The following is a 26,580-nucleotide window of genomic DNA, read 5'->3' on the forward strand; positions in this document are numbered from 1 at the left end:
GATAACGCCATTGTGATGCTCGAAAATATCACCGCTGGGGCCGAAAAAGTGAAGTCCGAGCATGGTTCACGGCGGAAACTGCAACGCACCGTCGAAGCCAGTAGTCAGGAGTTGGAATCGGCCTTATTTGCCTCGACGACGACAAACTTGGTTTCCGTGTTGCCCTTTCTGTTGGTGGGGGGCTTTTTAGCGCTGATTTTTAGCGAGCTGATTCTAACTATTAGTTTCTCGGTGGCTGCTTCTCTGATCATTGCTCTGACGGTGGTACCCGCCCTTTCTTCACGACTACTCGCGGTGCGTTGGTCCAGTAACCTCCAGCGGGCGCTGCCGATTCAGTGGTTTGGTGCTTTTATCAATCGCTTAACGACCCTCTATAGTCGCGTTTTGGGCCTGATTTTACGGCGGAAATTATTGGTGATTGCCGGGGCGATCGCCATTTTTGGGGGCAGCAGTTTGTGGATGGTGGGCCAATTGCCCCAGGAAATTTTACCCCGGATCAATACAGGCCAATCGGAATTACGGGCGACCTTCCCCCCAGGCACTACAGTCGAAGAAAACCGCACAGTGATGCAAGCTGTAGAAGAGTTGCTGCTCGCTCAACCAGAAACAGAATATGTTTTTACCACTTCCGGGGGGGCTTTATTCGGCACTTCAACGGTCAGTAATGCCCTGCGGGGGTCGAGTAGTGTCACCCTCAAACCTGGCAGCAATGTCCAAGCCTACACCGACCGGATCAATCAGCTCGTGGCCGAACAAATTCCGGCGATTGGCACCTCAATTCGGATGCGACCGGGCAGTGTGCGGGGCTTGATTTTAAGTAATTCTCCGTCCCGGGCCGATGTGGATGTGATGCTCCAAGGTGCGAATACAGACATCCTTGAGCAGGCGGGCGCACAGGTTTTAGCGGCCCTGGAGTCCCAGGCAACCCTCGCTAGCTATGAACCCGATGCGGCTCCCCCCCAACCGGAAGTGCAAATCCGCCCCGATTGGCAACGGGCCGCCGCCCTAGGACTTTCTGCTGAAGCGATTGGCAGCACGATTCAAACGGCCCTCGATGGCTCTGTGCCCACCCAACTGCAACGGGGCGATCGCCTGGTGGATATCCGTGTCCAACTCGAACCCCAGACCATTCAACGGGCCGCCCAATTACGGAGTATTCCTTTATTTACCAGCACCCGACAACCGGTACAACTGGGGGATCTCGCCACCATTACCTCCGGTGATGCCCCAGGGGAAATCCAGCGCATTAACCAGCGACAGGTGTTGATCCTCGAAGGAAATCTTGTCGAAGGGGCCAGCCTGAGTGACGCCCTCAGCGAAGTAAATCAAATCATTGCCGGTCTTGAGTTGCCAGCAGGGGTGAGCCTCTTGCCCAGTTCGGCAGCAGAAACCAATCGTCAAATTCAACTGGCCCTCCAACTCCTTGGGGGGATGGCGGCTTTCCTCGTGTTTGTGGTGATGGCGGTGCAATACAACTCCCTCATCGATCCGTTGGTGATCATGCTGACGGTGCCCCTAGCTTTGGCAGGCGGCATCTTAGGTCTATTCGTTACCCAAACGGCAATTGGGGCGACGGTGATTGTTGGGGCGGTGCTATTGGTGGGGATTGTCGTTAACAACGCGATCATCATGGTGGAACTGGCGAACCAAATTCGAGAACGCGATCGCCTGAGTTACCGGGCAGCGATTTTGGAGGCGGCCCCCCAGCGTCTCCGGCCGATCCTCATGACAACGATTACGACGGTCTTGGGCTTATTTCCCCTGGCTCTGGGCATTGGCGAAGGATCAGAATTTCTCCAGCCCTTGGGGGTTGTGGTCTTCTCCGGCCTTTCTTTGGCAACGGTGTTGACCCTCTTTATTATTCCCTGTTTTTATACCCTGCTCCATGAACTGGGTACCCCCCGCACCAAGCGTCCCCGCCCGGTGGTTGTAGAAGAAGAGCTGCCGACTAAAGTCCTACGTTAGGGCCGAAAAAGTGCTTAAAAAATCCCTCTACAATGGGGAAATGATCTTCGTTATGAGAAAAAATTGCCATGGGCGATCGCCTCCTGTTTCACCTTGCAATTCCGATTACTGACCCAGTTGTCGCCAAAAAATTCTATGCCGATGCCCTCGGTTGCACGGTGGGACGAGAAAATAGCGGGGCGGTGATTTTTAACTTCTTTGGTCATCAACTGGTGGCCCATGTCACCAAGGAACCCCTCCGCCCCCAAAAGAGCGTTTATCCGCGCCATTTTGGTCTAAATTTTCTCGATGAACAGGATTGGCAACAGGTCTTAAATCGGGCAGAAAACTATCAACTCCCCTTCCGCGATCGCCCCCGCCTCCGGTTTCCGGGAAAATTAACGGAACATCGTACTTTTTTCCTCGAAGATCCGTTTTTTAATCTATTGGAATTCAAATGGTATCGCCATCCAGAGGCAATTTTTGGTGGTCGAGAAATCACCGAAATTGGCGATCGCCCCGAAACTCACTAGGTTTTGCTTTGAGATTATGCGGCTTTAGTAAGTTGCATCACTGTTATTGATGCTGTTGGTCGTCAAAAAAATAAAGGGGTAAAAATCGCCCAATTTAAGTGCTTTATTTGGTGACGACATAAAAGCTTGCAGGATGCGCAGCTAACGCTTAGTCACGGCCAATGACATTCAATTACAGAAAAATTGCAGGCATTCCGATGGTTTGTTCCAGTTCTTCTGGTTAGATCAATTGGTTTTTGCCGGAGGATTTAGTGACAAGTAGTAGTTTAAAGTTTTTTGACTTAAACTAAGTCATTAGCTCCTAGGCCGCGCAATTTTTCCCGTTGCCAAGCTCGCTAGTGGGCAATTTTTAAACTATTTTCAGCTGGACCCTTAGAAGCTAATGTTCGCTTTTCGAGATTTTCTTACTTTCAGTACCAGTGGCCTCGTGGTCCTCTCTGGTGGTGGGGTGGCGATCGCCCAAACAACCCCGCCGCAAATCGCTACGCCAGAGCCTCCCGTCGGTCAGGCCCCCCAGGCGCCATTGCCACCATTGGCCACTCCTGGCGTTGATCCCCTCGATACAGCAGCCTTTTTACCCAGCCTCGGTGGTCTCAGCCAGCCCACAACCCTGGCGGCTCTGCCCCTACCTGCCGCAGATCTCGATTTAACGCCGACTGCTCACCTCGGCACCATCCAGGCCCCTGCGCCCCTCCTCGCCCAGGGAGATGCCACAGAAACCCCCTCAACAACGGGAGTCGATGTAACGCTGCCCACCGCAGAGACAAACCGGACAATTCCCCTTGTGCAATCCTTACCGCCGGATCGGGTGATTAATGAAGATCTAAATCAGCTTCTAGAACCCATTGAGAATCCGGCAGTGACAGTCCCCCAGGAGGCCACAGCGGTGACGGCTGACAATGTTGTTGATCTCACCCTAGAAGAAACAATTCGTCTGGCCCTAGAGCGCAATGAAACACTCCAGGAAGCCCGTCTGAACTACGACCGATCAGAGGAATTTGTGCAAGAGGCGATCGCCGCCGAATACCCAAACCTCAGCAACCAATTCGACATTACCCGCACCGACAGCGCCAACGGAGAACTCCAGGCCCGGAACCTAGGCAGAGACAACAATGCCACCACAGCGATCAATGGTCGTCTCGAAGTCAGCTATGACATCTATACCGGGGGGCGTCGCTCTGCCCAAATTGAAGCGGCCCAGACCCAATTGCAAATTGCCGAACTAGACATTGAGCGCCTCACCGAAGAAACTCGTCTAGCCGCTGCGGTGAACTATTACAACCTCCAGAGTGCCGACGCCCAGGTGGTTATTGAACAAAGTTCGGTGTTTGATGCCACCCAGAGTTTACGGGATGCCACCCTACTAGAACAGGCAGGCTTGGGCACAAAATTTGATGTATTGCGGGCCGAGGTCGAACTCGCCAGCGCCCAACAGCGGCTCACCAGGGCTGAAGCCACCCAAAGAACCGCCCGGCGTCAACTGGCTCAACTCCTGAGTTTGGCACCAACCATCGATCCCCGCACCGCCGATGAGATTAACCTCGCTGGAAGATGGGAAATTTCTTTAGAAGAAACCATTGTCCTAGCACTGCAAAACCGCCAAGAATTGCGCCAGCAGCTCCTCCAGCGGGAAGTTGATGGTTACCAGGAACGGATTGCATTGGCTGCTGTCCGACCTTTAGTCAGCATTTTTGCGAATTATGATGTCTTGGAAGTGTTTGATGATAGCCTTGGCCCCGCCGATGGGTTAACGGTTGGGGCCCGGATGCGTTGGAATTTCTTTGATGGGGGGGCAGCGGCCGCCCGGGCAAATCAAGAAAAAGTTGATCAGGCGATCGCCGAAAATCGTTTTGCTAACCAAAGAAACCAAATTCGCCTGGCAGTGGAAACAGCCTACTATGACTTTGAAGCCAGCGAACAAAACATCACGACGGCAGCCGCCGCAGTCACCTTAGCAGAAGAAAGTTTACGCCTGGCTCGTCTGCGCTTTAATGCGGGGGTCGGCACCCAAACCGATGTAATCTCTGCCCAAACGGGTCTGAATACGGCCCGGGGCAACTATCTCCAGGCAGTCACCGATTACAATCGTGCCTTTGCCCAACTGAAGCGGGAAGTCGGTTTAGGAGATGCGGTGATCGCCCCGGCGGCTCCCTAGGGATTATTGAACGATCGCCTTGGTTTGCAGCCAGGTTTCAACTGCCTTGGCGATCGCCCCGGCGAGTTCTTCCTGGGCCTGGGGATCGGTAATCCACTCAAACTCCGTGGGATTAATCATAAAACCCAACTCCATCAAGACCGCCGGAGCTTCCTGGGGCCGGGTCAAGGCCAGATTGTTCCAAAAGACACCGTAACTGGGACGGCCTAACTGCGTCGTTAAATCATCGTGGAGAAACTGCGCCAGGTCATGGGCCTGGGGATGGTACCAAAACATCCCGATCCCCGCCGTATTTTCTGCGTCCCCTGCATCGGGCAGGGCATTGTAATGGACAGACAGAGCCAAAGTGGGCTGGAGGTCACGGATCGCGGCCTGGCGATCGCCTAAGGATAAATCTTGATCCGTGGTACGGCTGAGAATCACTTCCGCGCCTTTGGCTTCCAGTTGTTTTTGAATTTTTTGGGAAATGAGCAAATTAATTGCCTTTTCAGGGTAGCCCGTTGGCCCCAAGGCACCGGATTCAGCCCCCCCATGGCCAGGATCGAGCCAAATGGTCGCGCCCCGGAGCGAATTCCCCTGGAGTTGTGGCGGGTGGCGGAGGGACAAAATTAAATTGCTGCCTTCATAACGCAGTGAATGGCCCCATTGCTGGTCTGTTTTGAGGCGGAAATCATAGCGGATCGTTTCTGGATCAATCTGCGCCCAGTCGAGGCGGCGGATAATTGGACTTTCGTCTAGGTAAATGGTGTCGGTTTGGGCGATCGCCTGGTGGAGGGTCAGGCTAAAGGTGTCGTCATTTTGACTGACGGTAACTGGTACGGGCCTTTGGAGGGGAAAAATGACATTTGTTTCTGTGGCGGTGGTTTGCGATCGCAGGCTGCGAATCAATGTTGTCGGCGGCACTGCACCCTGGATCGGTGTGGTCTCCGAAGCGCGAATCCAAGCGCCATAGTCTAAACGCAGCCAATCCCCTTCTTTGCCAGTAACCAGGGCCTGGGTTCCCTGGGGCAAAGGCGTGAGGCGGGAAAAATTGGTACTGGGGCCTGTGCGGGCCACCCCTGCCAAACTGGTGACGGCGATCGCCTCAGTATTTTGGGCGTCTAAAATTTCGACGCGACCGGGGCTGGTGGCGGTGCTGGTTTGCCCCTGGACATTCATCTGGTAACGGGCTTGGCCGAGGCTCCCGCCTTGGGTAAAGCGCTGACAGCCCCCATAGGTTCCCGTAAAAACTTCGGCGGGAGCTTCATTCTCTAGGGTTAGGACGGCGGCATTGCTGGGCAGCGTCACCGTGGTCTGGGGTTGTAGGGAAAAAGATTTTCCGCCGAGGGCAACCCTAACTTGGGCCTGGGCTGGCCCCTGGACTTGGAAACAAATTGTCTCGTCGGTTTGCCGGGCAATATCCACCGCCGGGAAAGGGGCTTCGAGTTGGTTGGGCGGCATTGTATTGTTAGCCAAACGCTCAACGGTGAGGGTTTTTGTTTCCGTCTGTCCCGAAGGCTGACGATAGGTCAGGGTAATTTGGTTTTGACCCACCGTCAAGGGCAAACTGGGGGCAAAATGGCCCAAGTCACTCCGGGTAATCGGTTGACCATTGATCGCCACGGTGCCCGCCGCTGGGGCTGAGCCAATCAAGAAAATCTGGGCGGCGCTGGTTTGGTGATTGTTTGGGGGGTAGACCAATTGGAGGCGATCGCTTTGGCGGGGAAACTGGGCGATCGCCGGAAAGGTCAGGGCCACGGCAATACCAGAACTGAGGGCGATCGCTTTAAACATAAATCTTGTCCTTAATTTTTTAAGCTTACAAAGGCCATCTCCATTGAGACAGCTTTCTTTGAGGCGTTGAAACCTAGAGGGTGCTATCCCCCTGAACCACCTGTTTAATGGTCGTAAAACTTTCGAGGCCAATTAAACCCCGGCGATTTCCCTTTTGGTTCGAGACCCCAAGAAATACCGAATCGCTCCCCAGGGGATGACGCGAAAAACAAGGGGAGGCATTGATATAGATCAAAGCACTATCGAGGCCCATGGAAAATTGCCGACTTTCATGGTAGGACTCCGTGACAATACAATCGGCATGGCCACCGGAGTTGCAATTAATTTCAGTGATGGCTGCGGCCAGATCCGGCACCCGTTTAAACGCCACAATTTTTTCTAAATAAGCCTGCTGCCATTCTTCTTCAGTGCCAATGGGGGCGAGGTGTTCAGGAAATTCTTCGACGAGGGATGCATCTCCCCGTAGCTCAAAGTCTTGTTCTTGGAGGGATTTAAACAGACTAATTAAATGGGATGTTTTCTGCTCAGGACACACCAGGACTTTTTCGATGGCATTGACGGCATCGGGTTCGTAATTATGGCTGTCTTGGATCACCCAACTGGCCAATTCCAGATCACCGCTGGGAGCGAGGTAGAGGTAGCAATTGCCTACGGTGGTTCTCAGGACAGGGGTGGTGGCGTGTTGCACCACCTGTTGAATCATGTTGGGACGGCCATAGGGAATGATCAGGTTCAAGTAGCGATCCTGGGCCACTAGCTGTTGTACGGTACAACCTTCCTCAGAAGAGAGAGATTCTAAACAGCCTGAGGGTAAGCCCTGGTCAGCAAGGGCCGTTTGCATAATCTCAGCGATCAGGTGATTGGTATGGCTGGCATCACCGCAACCGCGAATTACGAGGCTATTGGCTGTCTTTAAACAAAGTCCAGCGGCGATCGCCCCTAATTCGGGCAAGGCTTCATGGATCAGACAAATCACCCCCAGGGGCATCCGTTGGGAGTAGGTCTGATAACCACTAATTTGATAGGTCGCATTTTTGACCCGTTGCAGCGGATCGGGCAGTTTTGGCAGTTGACGCAGCAAACGCACTGTTTTTTGCAGCCGTTCGGGGGTCAACTTTAACCAATCCAGAATCAGCTTCGGCACGGCCATTTCGCGGCTGGCCTCTAGATCCTTGGTATTGGCTTCGAGGATGACGGAAATATTGGCCTCTAGGGCGGTGGCGATCGCCTCAATACCCAGATGACGTTCACTACCTTTGAGTAACTCTAGTTCTAGGGAAGCCTGATGGGCCCGCTGCAAGGCTGCCGTAATCGGATCACTGCTCTCTAACGGGGGAGTAGATGCCATTTGATTACCCATGAAGTCCCAATGTACTCGCGAAAGTTTGCGTAAAGCCTCACCAGATCATACTGATTGCCCTAGGGGATCGCAAGAACCTGCCAGCTAGCAAGGTTGCTTTCTCCCAACTTTTTTGTCAAAAAGGCCAGTTGCTCTTATTAAAATATGTTTTCTGTATCAAATTTTACAGAAAATAAAATATAATGAGGTAGAGGACAAAGTATAAAACACAAATCCCCCGTGTTTCGCGGTCGGTCAGGAGCAAAACCATGAGAACCCAACAACAAGCCCGTGCATTAATGATGCGCCATCACCACGCCATTAAAAATCGTCAAATGTCCCTCCTGAACCGTTCTGCCACAGAAATCGGCATGGCACCAGAAGGAGACTATCAAGGCACGATTCAAGGTAAACTCCCCCGTCAAGTGCGTGCGGACTATGGCCCTAGTCATGCCACCATGAGCTAACGAAATTTACTGGGAAAATTCTGTTTTCTAAAAAATTATCGATGGTCACCGCCGTTTCAGGATGGTGGCTTTTTTCGGCAGTATTACAAACGCTGGCTCCATTGGTCTTGGGACAAAAAGGGGCGATCGCCACTGATGGTTGCCACGGGTTCGGTGAGGGTAAAATCTTCGGCTTGAATCCATTGTTTGAGGGTTTCTGCCACTTGATCCGCGAGATATAGACTCGTGACCGGAGCAACTTTTACGGTTTTTCCCTCAATGGTTAATTTCCCAGTTTTAAGCTGGCCATAGCTCACTAAACCAAAGGTGGGCCGCACCCGGCGCGGAATCGAAAAATCCATCACCGGGGCGACAATTTCTTTATCTTGGACGGCACAGTGGGCGATGACTTCCTCGTGGAGAACTGGCAGGGGCACCCCCACGCCCAACATTAAAGAAGGGCCGTACTTGGTGAAATAACAACCCCGTACCCACTTGGGATCCATTTGTTTTGCGTCGCCAATCAAGGCCAAAGTGGAGGCTGGCCCCAGGGGGGTACGATTGCCCAGACGTTTCTGGAGGGGAAAATGCTGGGTGCCTTCCCAGGCCACATAACCAATACCGCCCCCCAAGAAAATTTTGCTGCCCACCCCAATTAACTCTAAATCTGGGTCATTTAACAAAGGAGAAATTGCTCCAGCACAGGCATAGACGGCATTTCCCAAATGGGGCTGGAGGGGGCCGAGGTAAGTATAAAGGGGGCGATCGCCACCGTTAACACCCACAATAAAATTTTGATAAAGATTGCGGGGATTGAATAGATAAAACTGATTAATTTGATCTTTCGTGAGGGTATTGTCCCAGGTGGCGCGCGGATAACAATCGGTCACATGGCCCAGGGCATGGAGATGGACGGTTTTACCTGCAATTAGATCTTCAATCACATGGCCGCCGCCTTTCTGGGAGAGGGGGCGATCGCCAATTTCCGCCGCTTCATTTTCCAGAGGATCTTCCATCATGGTTGCCCCTAGGTAAATATCCACCGCCCCCAGACCAGGATAAGCAGGCACCCCATTGAGCCAGCATTTGCGAATTTTAATGGGGGGATCCGTATGGCCCAGGTTGAGCATTGCCCCCGAAGATTCCATCGGCTCAAAGGTACCTGTGGTCACCACATCAACGGTTTCAGCAATTTTTTTGATGCCCCATTCCACCACCCGTGCTTTTACTTCAGACACCGTCCAGACAACGGCCTGGTGGGCAAGAATCTTTTCGTTGATGCTGGCGATCGTTCTCATGGTTGAACAGAGGGAAGCGTACCCTTTCATCCTAGGAGAAAATTACCCTTGGTTACGCCGCCGCCGGCACCGCTCCGAACAATATTTCACGTCATCCCAGCATTTTTCCCATTTTTTGCGCCAGGTAAACGGCAGTCCGCAAACGGTGCAAGTTTTTGTCGGGAGATCGGCTTTTTTACGCTGTCGTGCCATGGTCAATCATTGCAACTGGATGTCGCCTTTCGTCAGACTGCTTTTTTACTTCAGGGTGCGGCCTAATACATCCGGCCCAAAACGTAGTCAATGAGATCCGTGAGGGCATCTTTGGAGGGAGACGGATCTAGGCACTCTAAACTGTGGCGAGCCAATTGACCGTGATGGGCTGCAAGTTCTTTAGCGCGACTGATCCCATTGCTGTTGCGCACAATTTCGAGGGCTTTTTCGGGATCACCATTTTCAGCAAATTCCCGCTCGATCAGTTGGGTTAGGTTGGGATGTTCTTCCATTGCAAACAGGGCTGGGGCGGTGATGTGGCCGCCGATTAAATCAGATCCGGCAGGTTTCCCCAAAACATCGGTAGAGCCAGTGAAGTCGAGGATGTCATCGACAATCTGGAAGGCCAAGCCTAAATTGCGGCCATAGTCGTAGAGGCGATCGCCAATTTCTGGGTCAACCTCACTGAGAACAGCCGCCGCTTTGGCACTATTCCCAATCAATGACGCTGTTTTGTAATAGGATTTTTCGATGTAAATTTCGAGATTCATCCCGGTGTCGAAGCGGTTCAGCCCCTGTTGAATTTCCCCTTCGGCAAAGTCTTTGATCACCTCAGAGAGCAATTTCACCACAGTGAGATTATCTAAATTCGCGAGGTACCAAGAGGATTGGGCAAAGAGAAAGTCTCCGGCTAGAACCGCGATGCGATTGTCAAAGAGACTGTTAACAGTAGGTACACTCCGGCGCAGGGCCGCTTCATCAACCACATCGTCGTGGACAAGGCTCGCCGTATGAATCATTTCGGTGATTTCTGCCAGGCGACGGTGCCGCTGGGTCAAGGGGCGATCGCCTAGGGTTGCCCGGGAGGCCAAAAGCACGATGGCGGGTCGAACTCGTTTCCCCCCCGCAGAAAACAGATGCTCTGCCGCGGCCCCCAAAATCGGATGTCGGGCGCTAATTAGCCGCGTCAGATTTTCACTGAGCTCCTTGAGGTCGGCTTCGACGGGAGAAAAAAGGGTAGTCGCTGAAATCATTATTAAGCCGAGGGAAACGAAATTTACGAAAATTTACATATTCTATATTGTATGGCAATGGATTCGTTTCAGCAGAAAACGGCTCTTTTTTGCGGGTCTACCCTGGCCCGATCGCTTGTAGGGACACCTGTTTCAGGCAGGCGATCGCCCTTTAGCCATTGGTGATCGAAAGGGGCGATGTATTCACCATGAGGTTTTTTAAGTCCACCTGTTCCACTAGGGGCTGATGTCCAAGCCATCCCTTTGCCGATTGGGCAAACTGGTCTGGGCAACCGCTCACCGCAAAGCGGGTTGGTAATGGTGACTGGGGATTTTTCCAACCCATCAATTCCAATTCCTGTTCCGTGGCACTGACCACATATTCCGCCGGATCGACACAAATCACATGGCTCGGCAAAATTGATTGAATCACCCCAGACAAGTGGCGATAGTGGGTACACCCATAAACTAAGGTATCAATGCCTTGTTCGAGGAGGGGTTGCAGACGTTTCTGGACAATGCGTTTCGTGTGGGGATCGTTAATGCGATTGGCCTCAATGAGGGGAACAAATTCTGGGCAGGGCATTTGCCATACCGCCGCCTCTGGGTTCGCTTCCAGAATTGCGTTTTCGTAAGCGCCGCTATTCACTGTGGCCTGGGTAGCGATCACCCCGATGCGTTTCCCTTGACTGACTGCCCCCCTTGCTCCGGGAAGAATCAGCCCTAAAACAGGGGTTTTAAATTCTGAGCGGATCACATCCAAGGCGATCGCCGAGCTTGTATTACAAGCCATCACCACCATCTTCACCCCTTGGGCTTCCATCCAAGTCAGAATTTCGCGCACATATTGAATCAACTCTTCGGGTGAACGATCACCATAGGGTAATCGGGCCGTATCGGCAAAATAGATAATCGACTCTTGGGGGAGTTGTCGGTAAAGGGCTCGAAGGACGGTGATGCCCCCCAAGCCACTGTCAAAAATGCCAATGGGGTGTTGCTGTTGGTTGCCCATAGATTCTCGTTCACACCAAATAAATTAAACAAAGATTAGCGCAGTTTTAAGGTATTTGCGCTTATTTCTGTGGCGAATTACTGATTTTCTGGCAACCCCCTGGGCTAGCGCACATTGTTTTGGATATATTCCAGGATGCCAGCAGCGATCGCCTGGGCCATTTGGCTCCGAAATGCAGGATCATTCAAGCGGGGAGCATCTTCCCGGCCCGTGACAAAACCTGTCTCGACGAGCACTGAAGGCATCGATGTATTACGCAATACATAAAAACGCGCCGTTCTCACACCCCGGTCTCGCATTTGGAGCCGTCGCATTACATTGCGGTGAATACTTTCAGCTAAGGCTCGACCACTTTGGTGATAGTACACTTCAAAACCGTTCACATCGGGGCGACTCATGCTGATGGCATTGGCGTGGATACTTACGAATAAATCGGCATTGGCATTGTTAGCCAGTTGAGTACGTCCTTCTAGGCTGACGAAATAATCCGTATCCCGGGTCATTCGGGCGGTGATGCCACTTTGTTGTAGGATTCGGGCCACTTCCTGGGAGATGGGCAGAATCACGTTTTTTTCCTGTAGGCCGCCAATCCCCACAGCACCAGGATCACGACCACCATGGCCGGGGTCGATCATGACCATAATATTGCTCCGGGGCGGACGAAAATTTGGCAGTACCGCTTGGGTTGTGGGGGGCGGTGCCGTTGGGGCCGGCGGCACAAACAGAGAACTTGCCGTTTGGGGACGATTAAGGTCTAGGGCAAGGAACTGGGCGTTGGGTTGACTGAGACTTCCAATTTGTACCCCCTCGGCAGGTTCAATCTGGACGAGCACCGTATTGGCCGTTTCCTGGCGGATGGCAATGCGGGAAATGGGACTATCTCCCCCCCACTGGGGGCCACGCACAGGTTGAGCAAGACGGGCGTTGTTAATGCGAATTTGGTAGAAGCCGGCGTTACGATTCCAACCACCGTCGGCCTGGAGGCGATCGCTGCCACGGATGACTAACTGGGTACTGTTGCGGGCAAGTTCTAGGGCTTCAACGATGGTTTGTTGGGGTTGAGCTGTGGCGACTGATTGTTGGGTAGGGACGGCGATCGCCCCGGTTTCTCTTCCCCCTAGGCTACTGGTGCCCCCATCCGGAAGCAGCACTAAACCGCCATCACCGTAGGTGGTATACAGCGCGCGCCACCGAGGGCTACCGGGTTCTAAATTTAAGGTAATGCGGGCTTCGGTACGGCTGGGTTGCTCAAATTTGATTTGGCGGACTTTGTAGCGGTTAACATCTAGGGTCTGATTTTCTAAGCTCCGGGGCAATTGCAAATCCCGCAGGGTAAAGGTAAGGCGATCGCCATCTTGGTCGGTGGTGATGCGACTACCGGGCCGGGGATCCAGGTTCACGAGGAATCCCTGTTGGGTCACTCGCACCAAGTTATTAAAAAAAGCTTCACCTGGAGCAGCGTTACTGGGATTTCCAGGATTGGCAGAATTGTTGAAAATTTCTGGGGTACTGGGAGCTACTGGGGCCACGGGAATGAGTTCAGGTTCTGGTAAATTCACAACCCAATCCGTCGGCGATCGCCCTTCAAAACGAATTGCCTCAGGATCTAAGGTATAGCCAGGGGCTAATTCCACCACCAACCGTGTGACATCTGGCGCAAACTGACCTAGCCGCACGCTCGTAATTTTGCCGCCATAGCTGCGATTGACCGTAGAGCTTCCCAGGACAGTGCCCGGTAAATCAATCACCAAACGGCTGGGATCTGGGATCAGTTGCGCTTCGGGCTGCACCCGTTCATTGGTGCGAAACTGCAATTGACGTCGTTGGGTATTAAATTCCCAAAAGACCAATTGACCTGCCCAAGCCGGTAGTTGCCAAGTGGATAGCGTCAGTAGCGTCAGAAAAAACCAGAAAAATCTCACAGTTAAAAATCCTCGACTCACAAGGGAAAATGCCACGCCCTCAAGATATAGAACAACTCCGGTGGATAGAGATAAAACCTCTTCCTACCGTTCTCCCAAGGGACGTGGGTCGCTTAGGATATGTTTCAATGGTTGCCCAAGGCTGAATTATTGTAGCTTCTCCGGCGTCTCTCCAGTGGCGATCGCCGCCTGGGGTTCCTTAAAGACCAAACGCAAAAATGGCGGTGCAATAAATGTCGTCAAGATGACCATCATAATAATTGCCGCTTCCGTTGATTCCGAGAGGGCGCCACTGGCCGAACCAACCCCTGCAAACACAAGGCCCACTTCGCCCCGGGGAATCATGCCTACCCCAATCGCCAACTTATTTAACTGGTCTTGGCCAAAGACTGTAAAGCCCGTAATAACTTTCCCGACAATTGCGACCACGATCAAAAAGGCCGCAATAATTAATCCCTCACGGTTGGCGGGGACAGCCGGGTTGAGGACACTGAGGTCTGTTTTTGCACCGACGCAAACAAAAAAGATGGGGACAAACAAATCCGCCACCGGCAACACCTGTTCTTCTAGTTCGCCCCGTTTATCCGTTTCCGCCAGAATCAGTCCAGCCGCAAAGGCTCCAAGAATCGCCTCCAGTTGGATTACCGTCGCAATGTAGGACAGCACAAAAGCAAAAACAACGGATACAGTTAACAGTTGGCCTCTGGTTTTCATCCCATCCACCAAACTGACAAATAAAGGACTCAGGAGACGACCGACAATAATCGCACCAATGAGAAACGCCCCAGCACTCACAATGAGCCAGATAGTGCTGACAACCTGCACTTCTCCTGTTTTCGCCAAGCTTGCAACCACAGCGAGGACAATAATGCCGAGGACATCATCGAGTACAGCCGCGCCAATGATAATTTGTCCTTCTTTGGTAGTCAGTTGACCCAATTCTGCTAGCACCTTCGCGGTAATCCCGATGCTGGTTGCCGTGAGGGCTGCCCCTGCAAAAATCGCTGGCACTGTACTGAGATGGAATAAAAAGACTAAACCTGCTGTCCCTGCAGCAAAAGGTGCCACAACCCCCACCACGGCGACAATGGCGGCTTGGGGGCCAACTTTAATCAATTCTTGTAGATCCGATTCAAGACCAATTTCAAACAGAAGGATAATGACCCCTAGTTCTGCGAGGACAGAAATCACTTCGCTTTGGGTGGCAAACACCGCCGGGGCTGCTTCAGGACTTAAACCGGCTGTATTTTGCAGAAATTGCATCAGTAGTGATTGGGACGCTTCGATGCCCCCTTCTGGAAAGACCAGTAAACTCAGGGCAGATACGCCCACCAATACTCCGCCGACTAATTCGCCCAGCACTGGGGGGAGGTTGATGCGGGAACACAGCTCTCCGCCCACTTTACTTGCAAAGTAGATGACCACAAGGCTCAGTAGCACCGCAGCCAGAATCATGGAGGGTTCCGCTGCTTCACTGGCGGGGGGCGCATTGAGAAGGAACGATTGAAAATACGGCATGAATTTTTGATTACAAGGTAACGACAAGCGTAGGGACCAAAGTTGTCCGGGGAGGTTTGGCTTCGGTCAAAAAACGGGGCAGAATAACCAGAGGCTTCCTGGTCGCGTTTTACCAGATTAATGTAACAAACCCCTGGGTCATTAAAGGGTTTATTCTTAACGGATTTATCGGCAACTTTTCGTTTTGGGACAATAATTAGAAGGTGTTTGCCCTGGAAATTGCCATGTCAGAACCGTTATTTTTAGTTGCGAATTTATTATGCCGAACGCCGACTGCTGTTCATTCAGTCAAGGCGATTGCCCCCCAAACCTGTGTCCAAAGGGCAAGCAATCCAACGGCCACCAACCTTTGGGCAACGGCGACACCGCAATATTTAGCGAGCCCTCGCTTTCGTTCCGGGGCGCAACTCTATACTTTTCGTCTCAATGCTTTATTACGGGGACAGATCCAAACCGCCCTTAAGGCAGGGGCAAGTACCCGGCTATGGACAAATGGCGCTCCCCAACCCACCTATCAGCAGTGGCAACAGCTCTTGAGCCAAGAAGTACACTTGGCGGCCCAATATCAAGGGCGGCAGTCCCTCGGCATTTTGTTGGGGGATTCCCTGAGCCTCTGGTTTCCCAATGACCTTTTACCGGCTTCTAAAATTTGGCTGAACCAAGGGATTTCAGGTGAAAATACGAGTCAAATCCTGGCGCGCCTCGGAACGCTTCATGGCCTCCAGGCAGACACGATTTATCTCATGGCCGGAGTCAATGATCTCAAGCAGGGAGTTTCTGAGACGACGGTACTGAATAATTTGCGGGCAATCATTCGTCAATTGCGCTGCCAACATCCTGAATCAGTGATCGTCATGCAGTCCCTTTTACCCACGAATCACGGTTATTTACGCAAAGACCGGGCCATTCGTATTAATCAACAACTCCAGGCGATCGCCTCCCAAGAAGGGGTCAATTACCTCAATCTTTATCCTTTATTCACCGACGCTAATGGTGGACTCCGGTCGGAGCTAACCACCGATGGCCTCCACTTGAGCGATGCTGGCTATGCTCAATGGCAGGGGGCTTTACAACGCCTAGAAGATTGTTTGGCCCAATGATTTTTAGGAGTTAAACCCGATAAGATTCCGAGCATCACCCCTAGATTTTTTTAGGCAATTTGGCGGGAAGCCAATTTTTCCAAGTGGAGTTGGGATTCATGAAGCAACTGATGCCGACCATCCTGGGGATGTTCTAGGGAAGGCACGAGATTCTTGGCCTGGAGTGCCATATGGAGTTGCAGTTGGGCCACGTATTCACCCATCTCTTCTGCCCAGGGATTGACTTGATTCTTTGTAGAGTAAATAGCAGTCATTGCTTTCACAGTTGTTCGAAAACATTTCAAGTTCGCTGGCTATGAGGTTACCATGCCCAGGAGAAACAACGGACGCCCTCCGGAGAACTGCAATATTTCTCAATGGGGAACCCGCAGAGTCTGTTATAAATCTTGATGTTTTGACTGCTTTTGATCCTAGGAAGCCGCCGCAATCTCCGTTTCGAGCAGTTCCCGGAAGCGAATTTCATCTTTATGGGGATCGGCTTGGCTTACTTTTACTTCCAGGTGATCGCCCAAGGCAACGGCCCGTTCAAAGCGATGGGGAAGTTCTAGACCCAGTTCTTCCAGGAGGATAATGCCTAACTTTTCATCTTCCCGGAGCCAGCGTAGGACTAACCCTTGCCATACTTGATCCGCATTACGCCGTAAATATTCGAGGCTCCAATAGCGGTTGGTTTGGCGCTCTACATGGACGGCTTCCTGACTGGAAGTAACAACACTGTAGAGAATTTCCTTGAGTTCATCCACCGAGAAAGGCAGTTCATCCCCCCGCAGATGGGCCTTGATTTGAAAATGGGCCAGCAGGTCAGTGTAACGACGAATGGGGGATGTGACTTGGATATAGGAATCTAACCCCAAACTGGCATGGCGTACGGGATTGGTGCCCATTTCACTGCGGGGCATACAACGCCGTACCGCACAGGCGCGCACAGGCCCGGCGGGTAATAATAACAGTTCTTCTTGGGGGGGCAGTTCCGGTTGGGGTTGTCCCCGGAAAGGCAGGGGTAAACCATGGGTACGCCCGTAATGGCCTGCCACTTCGCCAGCGAGGATCATCATTTCAGCAACCAGTTCCCGGGACATGGAGGCATGGAGGACTTCGATAAAAATGTTTTCGTCCTGCACCTTAATGGAGGCTTCTGGCATCTTGATACTGATGGAGCCTTGGGCATCCCGCCACTTTCGGCGTTTGTGGGCAAAATCCGCGAGGAGGGCGATTTCTGATTCGGCCTGGATCCGCAGATGGAGCATTTCGTCCACATCGTCATAGGTCAGGCGATAGGTGGGCTTCACCCAACTGGGGGTGATTTCATAATCGGCGATCGCTCCATTGTCTGTGAGTAAAACTCCAAAACTGAGGGCCGCACAGACTTGTCCTTGGCGTAAGCTCATCGGCCCTGTCGCCAGCTCTTCCGGGAACATGGAGATCATCCCCGTGGGTAAATAGAGGCTGGTACTACGACGCCGGGCTTCTAGATCGAGTTCATCTCCAGGGCTCAATAGTCGTGTGGGATCCGCGATGTGAATCCAAACCTTATGGAGACCGTCCTCTAGGGTTTCGATACTGAGGCCATCGTCAATTTCTGAGGTACTCTCATCGTCAATGGTGTAGGTCTTGAGATGGGTTAAATCGAGACGGTTCCCCTCATCGGTATCACCGGGCGAGGCTGACAGGCGGGCATGGGACACATCGAGTACCTTCTGAGAAAATTTTCTGGGGTAACCGCTCCGGAGGAGAGCAAGATTTTCGTGGGAACTCCACCAGCCAAGGGAGACCAAGAGGCGGAAAGCCTGTTCTGTCGTGGGCGATCGCCCCAGCATTTCGAGGAGGTCGTGGGCGGCTCTGGCTGACTGCTCCGGGTAGAGGACAAATTTTTCTAGGCTTTCGAAACGTTGCCGATCACTGTCTTCCCAGGTTACTGTTTCTCCGGCGATCGCCTGGTTAACCCGCTGTAAAAATTCTGTTTTTTCACGTTCTTTCTGGGCTTCAACTTCTAGCTGATGCTGAATTTCGCGGACCTGCGCCTCTGCACGGGGTTCGTAGTAATCCCCTTTGCGTTTGAAGAAAATCTTATCTTCCGCCAGCATCAGATGACAGGCATAACATTGCTGGGGCGTTTTGGCTGAAAATAAAAGTTGCGCGAGGGATTCTGGGGTTGCCGGTTCCGAGGCTTCGATAAGAAACTCCCAGGCGACGGCCAGATTGTCGGGATCAACTAATGCCTGACTCTCTGTGAAAAAGCTGGGGATCTCAGTTGGATCGTAGGGGGAACCCGCCACGGTATATTCAACCCTTTGGGGACGCAGCTTATGGGATTGCCCCCGTCCATCGATTACGATCCAATCTTTTTTTCCTTCAGGACGCTCAGCGACAGCAAGTACTCGTTCTCCCTGTAGCCGAAACTCAATCAGTTGTCCTTTTTCCACCAGCTTTGTTGCCTAACGCGACTATACAAGAGCAATCCTAAACTCAACACCTAGAATTGCTTGGCATCACTTTAGCCTTCTTTGTTGATGAAGGGCAACAGGGCCAGCATCCGTGCCCGCTTAATGGCGGTATTAACATCCCGTTGTTGACGCGCTGTTAAGCCGGTGATCCGACGGGGTAAAATTTTGCCGCGCTCGGTGATGAATTTGCGGAGGAGTTCGACATCTTTATAATCGATCGGCTGGCTAGGAGGAATCGGAGAAAGACGTTTACGGTAGTAGGCCATGGTTAATAAATAACGTTAAAAAATAAAAAATTTGTCGATAAAATTTCAGTGGTAAAGGAATTACCTACTTAATTTCTTTGTGGACAGTGTGCGCGTTGCAGTGGGGGCAGAATTTTTTGATTTCGAGCCGCCCGGTGGTGTTCCGACGGTTTTTGCTAGTGGTATAGCGGGAAACGCCATTGGAGCGCTTGTTGGTATTGGTGCGACATTCGGTGCATTCCACGGTGATGGTAATGCGGACGCCTTTTTTGCTTGCCATAATTTTTTACTAGATTAGCGGTTGTGGATCGCTAAGGTTTACACACAAATTTCTATTTTTGCATATTTTGTCTTAGCTCGGCAAGGATTTGTTTGAGACGTAAATCTAGGGAAAAACCGCGCTGGGTTTGGATCATATAGGTTTCGGCGATGCGATCGTGGAAGGCTTGGTTAAATTCTTCGTCGGCGATCGCCACGCCACAGGAGGCCAACAGAGGAGAGATTAACAAAATCAAAGAAATGCCATTCCCCATCAGGAAAAAACTTTGAATCCCATACATGGCAAGCATGGCGGCAAAGCCTAAAATGCCTTCTCGTTTGCTGAGATTAATAATTTCTGGAACTCGGTAACGGATGTCGATGACTTTAATATCAAAGGCCCAACTGCCTAGGCTTTGACCTTGGTTACGGCTGACAAGAAAAACCCGCAGGCCAAACCAGACCACGAGAAAAACTAACCACTGTAGGGTTAAACCTCCTAAACCACTGACAATCCAAGCAACGACGAAATCCACAAAAAAAGCCCAAAAGCGTCTGTCTAGGGGGACTTTTGGGAAACGGCGGACGGGACGGTAATCTTCTTCGTCATACATAGGCGAGGAAATCGGGCAAAGACGGATTGCTTTTATTGTAGAGGGTCAGGGAAACGAAGATGAGGCTTATCGAGGGAGTTGTTGTGATCGCCAACCCTGGGGATTTTTTTCGAGCGATCGCCACGTTTTTCCTTCCGGTTGCCGTTGGAGATAAACCTCAAAGGGATTGCGGCGAAGATTTTCTGTGCGTTGGGAAGGAAAATTGAGCGCCACATCATAGGTACCCTGGAGGTGGTAAACCGGAAGTGCCTGGAGAAAAAAAGAATCGAGCTTCTTCACTTGGATATTTTTTAGTTCCAAGTTGGGCGGCGGCGCATTAATGGTCTGGCTCAGTTGTTGGTAATGGCTTCTAAGTTTGGTGGCGATCGCCCGTTGGATCACCTCACCGTCCGGGGCAAATTCCCGGGGAGCCTTCGTCCCAGTACAACCCCAGAGATTTAGTAAAATGACACCGAAAATTACAAGCCGACCCAGACGTTTCCACAAGGGCCTTACTTTTTGGAAGATTGGCAACCCTGGCGCATGGTCTGTAGCCGCACCAAGGAAAACTTTATCTGTACACTGGGAAAATGTCACAATAGCAATTGTTGCAGAATCATTCTCAATCTTATCTGTTAAGTCCTATGCTGCTTAAATCCACGACCCGCCATGTCCGCATCTACACTGCCGAAATTCAGAAAAATGAATTAATCCCCAGTGAAACCGTGCTCACCTTGGATGTCGATCCAGATAACGAATTCGTTTGGCCCGAAGAAAGTCTCCAGAAAGTCTATCGCCAGTTCGATGCCCTCGTGGAAAGTAACAGCGGCGAGGATTTAACCGAATATAACCTCCGGCGGATCGGCTCTGACCTAGAAGCCTTTATCCGTGACCTCCTCCAAAAAGGTGAACTCCGCTATAACCTCGACTCACGGGTAATGAACTTCAGCATGGGCTTACCCCAAATGGATCACCCTGATAGCCAAGGCGCTTACCTCCAGTAGCTATTTTTGAACTGTGTAAATCTCAAAAGCCCACGGTTGTCGTCAGTACTCTATCTGTCAATAAATACTGTGGGCGATCGCCTCAACTGATTACCATAGATTTCAAGAAAGCTGAGCATTACAGCCCTCTGAAACGATAACTTTGTTGATGCCAGGTGCTATTTCCCAACCAGGTGGCGTTTTATTAGCTAAACCGGGGACTTCTTTCCCCACTAAACCCGGAGGTGTACCGGGTTTCTTTTGATTGCCTTTGTTCCCCGACTCACAAATTATTTCCACTTTAAAATCCTCCGATGGTTTCGGTTCATCCGCCGCTTCGATGGATTCGACTAGATCATCAAGGGTTGGCTTGACTGCCCCGGCCTGACTCGCATTTTCACAGGATACGGAATCAATGACCGGCAACTGATTCGGAGGCCCCTGGAAGGTTTTGACCCAAAGAATTTGGCCGTCTAGGCAAATAACGCTGATGTATCCCTTAAGGAGAGGTGCCTTGGGAATGGCGATCGCCTGGGCAAGAGGACCTTGACTAGCCTGAACGGCAAAACGATAATTACTAGACTCCTGGATGATCCCAGGAAGATAGACATCAGAAAATTGACTATACTCTAAATAATGGATTGATTGGCTCTGATTTAGGGCACGCAAAATGAGCAAAGCCTCTAATTCCTTTGCGCGATTTACCTCTTTCAAATAACTTCGCCACCCCTGGGCAACCAAAATCCCTAGAATAACGATACTCAGAAGAATATCAAGAATCAGAAAACCCTTCTCGGAATTTACCTTTTTTTTTCGTCTCAGAGCAAATTTTAATGCTAGGTTTTGCATTGATAACCACTCCATATTTTAGAATTTCTATCTAAAGAAGCCAACTTGATAGCTGATATTTCTGTCCAGAAATCAGCGAGTCTTACGTTTGTTAGATATTGAATATCAGTTTGTTTACTATTAATCATTGCCGAATAGATACTGTTAGAAAGACGGATCGCGCTTTTGTCATTAGTTTGAACTTGAAAATTAAACAATAAATTTATTTTTTGAGATGGCGAATTAAAAAAACAGCTAATTTCATGGGTTGTTTTCGGATTAAATTTAATTGGGACATCTAACTCCATTTGATTTAGAGAAGGGGCTGCCCAACCGGTCAATTTAACAATTGTCAAAAGATATTGATATCGAGATATTTGTTCAATTTCTCCTTGCCACCCTTGAAGAAAAGGTAGATCGAGCTTAATTGATTGAAACTTTTGTACTTCCTTAGGAAAAGGAATCATTTCTGGAACAAGTAGACAATGGTATAAGCTCATTATGTTGCAGGAAATTAAACTTTTCTGGGATTTGATTCTTTTTCTATGACCAGTTTTTGCTTTTGCTTTAAGCTATGCAGTCTAGAGTAAATTATCCTCAATGGGTAGTAATCGATTGAGAAATTTTGCAAGTCATTATCAAAGGATTGAATGAATTTTTCATGGACAAATATTGCATTTAAAGAGTCTTTATATGAATCTTGATTTTGTAGTCTATTAAGGGACGAATATAAATTTTTCTTGACAACTTTAATTGCGCCCTTGTCAATATAATCACTCACAGAAGATTTTAACGAAAAATCGATTATCCAAATAGGTACGCGAGCTAAATGAGGAACTTCTCTAAAAACTTCTAAACGATGAGAATAGTTTTTATAATCAAGGTTTTTTGTTTTTGAAATTAAAGCATTTGCTTTTGATAACTCTCCAGATTCAAAGCTTTTGATGGCATCATCATTTAAGCTCTGATATAACTTCTCAATATTTTTAAGTTTAACTAAAATTTCTCCTCGACCATCTTCATGGCGAACTTTAAAGCGCGCAATTAATGAAGATTCATTTTTGTCTAGAGAACAAGTAAAACAAATGATTTGACCTCTTTTGTCAAAGGAGAGCATTCTTTTTTGGGAGCTCTCTAGATTTGATGAGGAATTATTCTTGTTTTTATTTTTGGCTTGAATAATTTTCTTGATTAGATAAAAAATCATAGACTACTTCCATCGCCATTTCTTATGAGAGAAGTTTCTGTCATTTTTCAAAATTTATTTTGATGAACAAATTGAAAGTGACTTTGTGGTACACAGGATGCTACTACCATAATACTGGTATTTCATTTAATGATCACCCTTCTTGATTTAAGTTGGTATAGATTTTTATTCAAAAAATGCCACTTTATGACAGTGTTTACAAGCTTGCAAAATCAAGAATCTTAACTAATTGAGTATTTCAGAAAACCTCCCGATTTCAGGAGGTTTTGGGAGGAATATCTATCAATAAAGATTTACTTAACCAAAGGTTGAACCATTCCAGCCCCACATACTGCCTTTGGCATCGGCAAACTCAATGTAGATACGGTTTTTGGCAACACCAAGACTCTGGTGAATTTCATTACAGAAGTCTTCACTCATGGTGCGGGTGCGATCGCCCATGGTGCCCACACTTTTGATCTCTACATAGCAAGCCGGATCAATCGACCCGCCAAAGGTCATGGGAATCCCGGCCTCAAAAGCGGTCATCACATAGGCTTCTGGCTTGCCGAGGTGCGCCGCGAGTTTGCGGGACAAATTGAGCAAAAGGGCTTCTACATCCCCCTGGGAAGCGGGCGGTAAAGATGTTTGAACTTTAATCAGAGGCATCGTTTTAAATCAGGAAAATTTTGTTAAAAGACTAGGTCAGTTTTCGGCAAAATAGAGCCTTATTTTTAGCCGCCGTAACTCCAGCCCGTACTCGCTAGGTCGAGAATTTTGCCTTCCCGATGTACGCCTGCGCCGATCACTTCGCCCACAAAGACCGTGTGATCGCCCTGTTCAACGGCCCCGACCACTTTACATTCCACATAACCAAGGGAATCTTTAATCACGGGGCAGCCGGTTTCAGCCCCTTCGTAAAATTCCACATCTTCAAATTTGTTGCCGACCCGACGTTTGGGTTTGAAGAAATTGGCGGCCATATCTTTTTGGGAGTCGTCAAGAAAACTCAGGGAAAAGACGCCGGTTTTTTTGAGCATGGCGTGGGAACCAGAATCGGAGCGGACACAGTTAACCACGAGGGGGGGCTTAAAAGAACCTTGCATCACCCAACTGGCGGTAAAGCCATTCATCTCGTCACCATCCCGCACACCGCAGATATATAATGCGTGGGGAATGTGGAGGAGCATTGTTTTTTTGGCCTGTTCGTCTAGCATTTTTTAACTTCTCCTGTAGGGGTTTGTTGTCACAACCATTGTTAATCATCTTTGCTGATCATGCTGCAACCTCATCCTGATCCTGCTGCGCGTGTTGTCCGTTGTGGGGTAATCACTGTCAGCGATACGCGATCGCCAGAAACAGATAAAAGCGGCCAGTTAATTCAAGCATTACTCACCGCCGCAGGCCATGAAATCGGGGATTATGAGGTGATTAAAGATGATCCAGAGGCGATCGCCCATCGTTTAGAGCACCTCGCCCACGCGAATTTGGAAGCCTTAATTTTTAATGGCGGCACCGGTATCGCCCACCGGGACAACACCTACGATATGCTGGCCAAACATTTAGAAAAAACCTTGCCGGGGTTTGGGGAAATTTTCCGGGCCTTGAGCTACGAGGAGATTGGCTCTAGGGCGATCGCCTCCCGGGCGGTGGCAGGCACCTATCGGGGGATGATTTTATTTTCTCTACCCGGATCGACTGGGGCGGTGCGATTAGCCATGGAACAACTCATTTTGCCGGAACTGCGCCATTTAGTCAGCCAACTGCAACCCGCCGCCCCGCAGGTTTAAGATGTAGACAATTTATTGCTTGGAATTTTTTTGACGCGCTATGGTACGCCGACGTTCTCAACCCTGGATCCATCAGTGGTCCCGCCCTATTATCGGGGCGATCGCCATCATTGGCTTTTTGCTCACCAGTTACCTGACGATCTCCAAACTTTTCGGGGCAGAGGTGGCCTGTGGTACAGAAGCAGCAGCGAGCTGTAGTGATGTGCTCTCTAGTCCCTACGCCTTTGTCTTTGGCTTGCCCTTGTCACTGTTTGGGGCGATCGCCTATCTCGCCATGGCCGGTTTTTCCCTAGTGCCCCTGGCAATTAATCCCGAAGACAACAAAAAACTGCGGAACAAATACGAAGATTGGACATGGCTCTTTCTCCTCATTGGTGCCACCGCCATGAGCCTGTTTAGTGCCTACCTGATGTACATTCTCTTTGCGAAAATTGGCGGCGTTTGTCTCTACTGCATTACCTCGGCCACCTTTGCCGCGAGTTTTCTCCTGTTAACCCTCTTTGGTCGCTTTTGGGACGATTGGGGTGAAGTATTCCTGACGATTTTTGTGGTGGCGATCATTACCGCCCTTGGCACCCTCGGCTTATACAACAGCATTGAACGCGATATTCAAGGTAGCGTCCCGGTGCTTAATGACCAGGGCCAAGAAATTATTACCCAAGTCCCCAACCGTGCCCCCGAACCGCCCACAGGCTGGGAAATCACCACCACCTCTGGCCCCGCAGAAATTGCCCTAGCCGAACACCTCACAGAAATTGGGGCGAAAGAATATGGCGCTTACTGGTGTCCCCACTGCTACGACCAAAAACAGTTGTTCGGGAAAGAAGCCTTTGCCAAAGTACCCTACATTGAATGCGCCCCCGAAGGAGAAAATGGCCAGCCTGATGTTTGTGCCGCCGCTGGGCTAGAAGGATTCCCTACCTGGGAGATTAATGGGGAACGTTATGCTGGCACCCAAGCGCTACAACGCCTGGCAGAGCTTTCTGGCTACCAGGGTTCCACTGATTTTAAATATGCCTTGCCCCGTTAAGGAGTGAATGCATTCCCCATCAGCTTTTACATCCCTAAAATGCATCACCTGATCTGCCAAGGTCAGGTTTTTTTTGTCAACGATTAGGCTAAAATTTGCCAAAAATTTTCCTGAAAGGCCCAGGGGAAAGATCGTGCTAATCTGCTAGGGGAAAGCTGAAACCAGCGTTTCTAAATCTTGTGAAGCATCTTACGGGCGATCGCCATGGCTTCTGTGCGAAATTGGTGGATTTTTCGATCCTTAGGCCAGCACAGCTTAAACAATAACTATTTATTAATCGAAGCCTGCCTCATTGGTGTCATCTCCGGTTTGGCAGCCCTTTTCCTCAAACAAGGCATCGGTTTCGTGGGGGGATATCGGGTCATCCTGAGTCGTCAATACGGCGCCTGGTTAATCCTGCCTCTATTTGGGGTGGTTTGCGGCTGGTTGGCAGGCTATCTCCTAGAGACCTTTGCCCCAGAAGCCAAAGGGGGCGGTGTCCCCCAGGTCAAGGTTGTCCTGGCCCAATTTCCCCTGCCGCTAAATTGGAAAGTGGCCTTAGCTAAATCCATTGGCACGATTTTGGTTCTGGGTGGCGGATTAACCCTCGGACGGCGCGGCCCCAGTGTCCATATCGGTGCGGCTCTCGCAGCTCAACTCAGTCAATGGCTCCCGACAACCCCAAACCACCGACGGCAGATGATTGCAGCCGGAGCAGCGGCGGGTTTAGCGGCGGGATTTAATACTCCCATTGCTGGGGTACTGTTCGTGGTCGAAGAACTGATGCGGGACATGTCAGGGCTGACCTTAGAAACGGCGATTGTTGCTTCCTTTACGGGCGCGGTGGTCTCCCGTTGGTTTGGCACTTCGGATCTGAATTTGCCCGCAGAACTATTAAACGCGGCGAATCAAAGTAATTTTTATCTGGCAGAAATCCCCTGGTATTTGCTATTGGGGGGCTTGGCAGGAGTTTTGGGGGCTTTATTCAATCGCGGGATC

Annotated in this window: 28 protein-coding genes; 9 read left to right on the plus strand and 19 right to left on the minus strand. The window is 50.4% G+C overall.

What is annotated here, in order from left to right; translation table 11 throughout:
- The 3 genes from AACT35_RS06100 to AACT35_RS06110 all read left to right on the plus strand — a co-directional run.
- On the plus strand, positions 1–1,965 hold a 1,965-nt coding region (locus AACT35_RS06100; protein WP_143596780.1), incomplete at its 5' end, for an efflux RND transporter permease subunit.
- A gap of 68 nt (positions 1,966–2,033) precedes the next feature.
- Positions 2,034–2,477: a VOC family protein gene (locus AACT35_RS06105; RefSeq protein ID WP_065715972.1), complete on the plus strand. Its 444-nt coding sequence runs from the start codon at positions 2,034–2,036 to the stop codon at positions 2,475–2,477.
- Positions 2,478–2,859: 382 nt separating this feature from the next.
- Positions 2,860–4,632, plus strand: coding sequence for a TolC family protein (locus AACT35_RS06110; RefSeq protein WP_099239207.1), 1,773 nt, complete (start codon positions 2,860–2,862; stop codon positions 4,630–4,632).
- A 3-nt stretch (positions 4,633–4,635) separates the two neighbouring features.
- Here AACT35_RS06110 and AACT35_RS06115 read toward each other — a convergent pair whose 3' ends face one another.
- Together AACT35_RS06115 and AACT35_RS06120 are read right to left on the minus strand one after the other, a co-directional pair.
- Entirely contained in the window at positions 4,636–6,405 is a 1,770-nt protein-coding gene (locus AACT35_RS06115) for an N-acetylmuramoyl-L-alanine amidase (protein ID WP_099239209.1), read from the minus strand.
- A gap of 73 nt (positions 6,406–6,478) precedes the next feature.
- Positions 6,479–7,753, minus strand: a complete 1,275-nt coding sequence (locus tag AACT35_RS06120) for a glutamate-5-semialdehyde dehydrogenase (RefSeq protein WP_099239233.1) — start codon at positions 7,751–7,753, stop codon at positions 6,479–6,481.
- Positions 7,754–8,013: 260 nt separating this feature from the next.
- On the opposite strand from AACT35_RS06120, the gene AACT35_RS06125 reads away from it, so the two are divergent.
- Positions 8,014–8,211: a hypothetical protein gene (locus AACT35_RS06125; protein WP_012306213.1), complete on the plus strand. Its 198-nt coding sequence runs from the start codon at positions 8,014–8,016 to the stop codon at positions 8,209–8,211.
- A gap of 83 nt (positions 8,212–8,294) precedes the next feature.
- Here the strand turns inward: AACT35_RS06125 and AACT35_RS06130 are convergent, their stop codons facing one another.
- The 6 genes from AACT35_RS06130 to AACT35_RS06155 all read right to left on the minus strand — a co-directional run bounded on the left by AACT35_RS06130 (position 8,295) and on the right by AACT35_RS06155 (position 15,082).
- Complete coding sequence (locus AACT35_RS06130; RefSeq protein ID WP_099239211.1) at positions 8,295–9,488, minus strand: homocysteine biosynthesis protein; 1,194 nt, start codon at positions 9,486–9,488, stop codon at positions 8,295–8,297.
- A 42-nt stretch (positions 9,489–9,530) separates the two neighbouring features.
- A complete protein-coding gene (locus tag AACT35_RS06135) occupies positions 9,531–9,680 on the minus strand; it encodes a DUF2256 domain-containing protein (protein ID WP_071819459.1) in 150 nt (49 codons plus the stop codon).
- Positions 9,681–9,742: 62 nt separating this feature from the next.
- On the minus strand, positions 9,743–10,714 hold the full coding sequence (sds, locus tag AACT35_RS06140; RefSeq protein WP_012306211.1) for a solanesyl diphosphate synthase: 972 nt from the start codon (positions 10,712–10,714) through the stop codon (positions 9,743–9,745).
- Positions 10,715–10,865: 151 nt separating this feature from the next.
- A complete protein-coding gene (gene murI, locus AACT35_RS06145; protein WP_030005842.1) occupies positions 10,866–11,705 on the minus strand; it encodes a glutamate racemase in 840 nt (279 codons plus the stop codon).
- A gap of 104 nt (positions 11,706–11,809) precedes the next feature.
- Positions 11,810–13,627: an N-acetylmuramoyl-L-alanine amidase gene (locus tag AACT35_RS06150; RefSeq protein ID WP_099239213.1), complete on the minus strand. Its 1,818-nt coding sequence runs from the start codon at positions 13,625–13,627 to the stop codon at positions 11,810–11,812.
- Between the two features lie 147 nt (positions 13,628–13,774).
- Entirely contained in the window at positions 13,775–15,082 is a 1,308-nt protein-coding gene (locus tag AACT35_RS06155; protein ID WP_223209845.1) for a cation:proton antiporter, read from the minus strand.
- A gap of 287 nt (positions 15,083–15,369) precedes the next feature.
- On the opposite strand from AACT35_RS06155, the gene AACT35_RS06160 reads away from it, so the two are divergent.
- Positions 15,370–16,245 (plus strand): GDSL-type esterase/lipase family protein, encoded by an 876-nt coding sequence (locus tag AACT35_RS06160; RefSeq protein WP_143596781.1) that lies wholly within the window; start codon positions 15,370–15,372, stop codon positions 16,243–16,245.
- A gap of 50 nt (positions 16,246–16,295) precedes the next feature.
- On the opposite strand, the gene AACT35_RS06165 is transcribed toward AACT35_RS06160, so the two are convergent.
- From AACT35_RS06165 to AACT35_RS06190, 6 genes are all read right to left on the minus strand, one after another.
- The gene (locus AACT35_RS06165; protein ID WP_012306206.1) at positions 16,296–16,499 is read right to left on the minus strand and encodes a hypothetical protein; all 204 of its coding nucleotides are present in this window, start codon (positions 16,497–16,499) and stop codon (positions 16,296–16,298) included.
- A 156-nt stretch (positions 16,500–16,655) separates the two neighbouring features.
- Positions 16,656–18,668 carry a ribonuclease catalytic domain-containing protein gene (locus tag AACT35_RS06170; RefSeq protein ID WP_099239217.1) on the minus strand — a complete coding sequence of 671 codons (2,013 nt, stop codon included), beginning with the start codon at positions 18,666–18,668 and terminating at the stop codon, positions 16,656–16,658.
- Positions 18,669–18,739: 71 nt separating this feature from the next.
- Positions 18,740–18,955, minus strand: a complete 216-nt coding sequence (gene rpsR / locus AACT35_RS06175; protein ID WP_012306204.1) for a 30S ribosomal protein S18 — start codon at positions 18,953–18,955, stop codon at positions 18,740–18,742.
- Between the two features lie 64 nt (positions 18,956–19,019).
- Positions 19,020–19,214: a 50S ribosomal protein L33 gene (rpmG, locus tag AACT35_RS06180; protein ID WP_012306203.1), complete on the minus strand. Its 195-nt coding sequence runs from the start codon at positions 19,212–19,214 to the stop codon at positions 19,020–19,022.
- 52 nt (positions 19,215–19,266) lie between these two features.
- Positions 19,267–19,806 (minus strand): RDD family protein, encoded by a 540-nt coding sequence (locus AACT35_RS06185; protein WP_099239219.1) that lies wholly within the window; start codon positions 19,804–19,806, stop codon positions 19,267–19,269.
- A gap of 66 nt (positions 19,807–19,872) precedes the next feature.
- Positions 19,873–20,292: a hypothetical protein gene (locus AACT35_RS06190; protein WP_339374594.1), complete on the minus strand. Its 420-nt coding sequence runs from the start codon at positions 20,290–20,292 to the stop codon at positions 19,873–19,875.
- A gap of 137 nt (positions 20,293–20,429) precedes the next feature.
- On the opposite strand from AACT35_RS06190, the gene AACT35_RS06195 reads away from it, so the two are divergent.
- On the plus strand, positions 20,430–20,789 hold the full coding sequence (locus AACT35_RS06195) for an NAD(P)H-quinone oxidoreductase subunit M (protein WP_012306200.1): 360 nt from the start codon (positions 20,430–20,432) through the stop codon (positions 20,787–20,789).
- 102 nt (positions 20,790–20,891) lie between these two features.
- Here the strand turns inward: AACT35_RS06195 and AACT35_RS06200 are convergent, their stop codons facing one another.
- The 5 genes from AACT35_RS06200 to AACT35_RS06220 all read right to left on the minus strand — a co-directional run bounded on the left by AACT35_RS06200 (position 20,892) and on the right by AACT35_RS06220 (position 23,999).
- Positions 20,892–21,632 (minus strand): type IV pilin-like G/H family protein, encoded by a 741-nt coding sequence (locus AACT35_RS06200; RefSeq protein ID WP_143596782.1) that lies wholly within the window; start codon positions 21,630–21,632, stop codon positions 20,892–20,894.
- On the minus strand, positions 21,605–22,096 hold the full coding sequence (locus tag AACT35_RS06205; protein WP_099239225.1) for a hypothetical protein: 492 nt from the start codon (positions 22,094–22,096) through the stop codon (positions 21,605–21,607). The genes AACT35_RS06200 and AACT35_RS06205 overlap by 28 nt, the downstream gene beginning before the upstream one ends.
- 14 nt (positions 22,097–22,110) lie before the next feature.
- Positions 22,111–22,803: a hypothetical protein gene (locus tag AACT35_RS06210; protein ID WP_099239227.1), complete on the minus strand. Its 693-nt coding sequence runs from the start codon at positions 22,801–22,803 to the stop codon at positions 22,111–22,113.
- 297 nt (positions 22,804–23,100) lie between these two features.
- Entirely contained in the window at positions 23,101–23,451 is a 351-nt protein-coding gene (locus AACT35_RS06215) for a phenylpyruvate tautomerase MIF-related protein (RefSeq protein WP_030005835.1), read from the minus strand.
- Positions 23,452–23,516: 65 nt separating this feature from the next.
- Positions 23,517–23,999 carry a flavin reductase family protein gene (locus AACT35_RS06220; protein WP_012306197.1) on the minus strand — a complete coding sequence of 161 codons (483 nt, stop codon included), beginning with the start codon at positions 23,997–23,999 and terminating at the stop codon, positions 23,517–23,519.
- Between the two features lie 60 nt (positions 24,000–24,059).
- Between AACT35_RS06220 and AACT35_RS06225 the strand changes: the two genes are divergently transcribed.
- The 3 genes from AACT35_RS06225 to AACT35_RS06235 form a co-directional block, all read left to right on the plus strand.
- Positions 24,060–24,572, plus strand: coding sequence for a MogA/MoaB family molybdenum cofactor biosynthesis protein (locus AACT35_RS06225; protein WP_099239229.1), 513 nt, complete (start codon positions 24,060–24,062; stop codon positions 24,570–24,572).
- Positions 24,573–24,612: 40 nt separating this feature from the next.
- Positions 24,613–25,602: a vitamin K epoxide reductase family protein gene (locus tag AACT35_RS06230; RefSeq protein WP_099239231.1), complete on the plus strand. Its 990-nt coding sequence runs from the start codon at positions 24,613–24,615 to the stop codon at positions 25,600–25,602.
- 204 nt (positions 25,603–25,806) lie between these two features.
- A partial coding sequence (locus AACT35_RS06235; RefSeq protein WP_254048007.1) for a chloride channel protein occupies positions 25,807–26,580 on the plus strand: 774 nt, incomplete at its 3' end.

Origin of the sequence: Synechococcus sp. BDU 130192, assembly GCF_963876085.1 — a bacterium.
Classification (GTDB): Bacteria; Cyanobacteriota; Cyanobacteriia; order Cyanobacteriales; family MRBY01; genus MRBY01.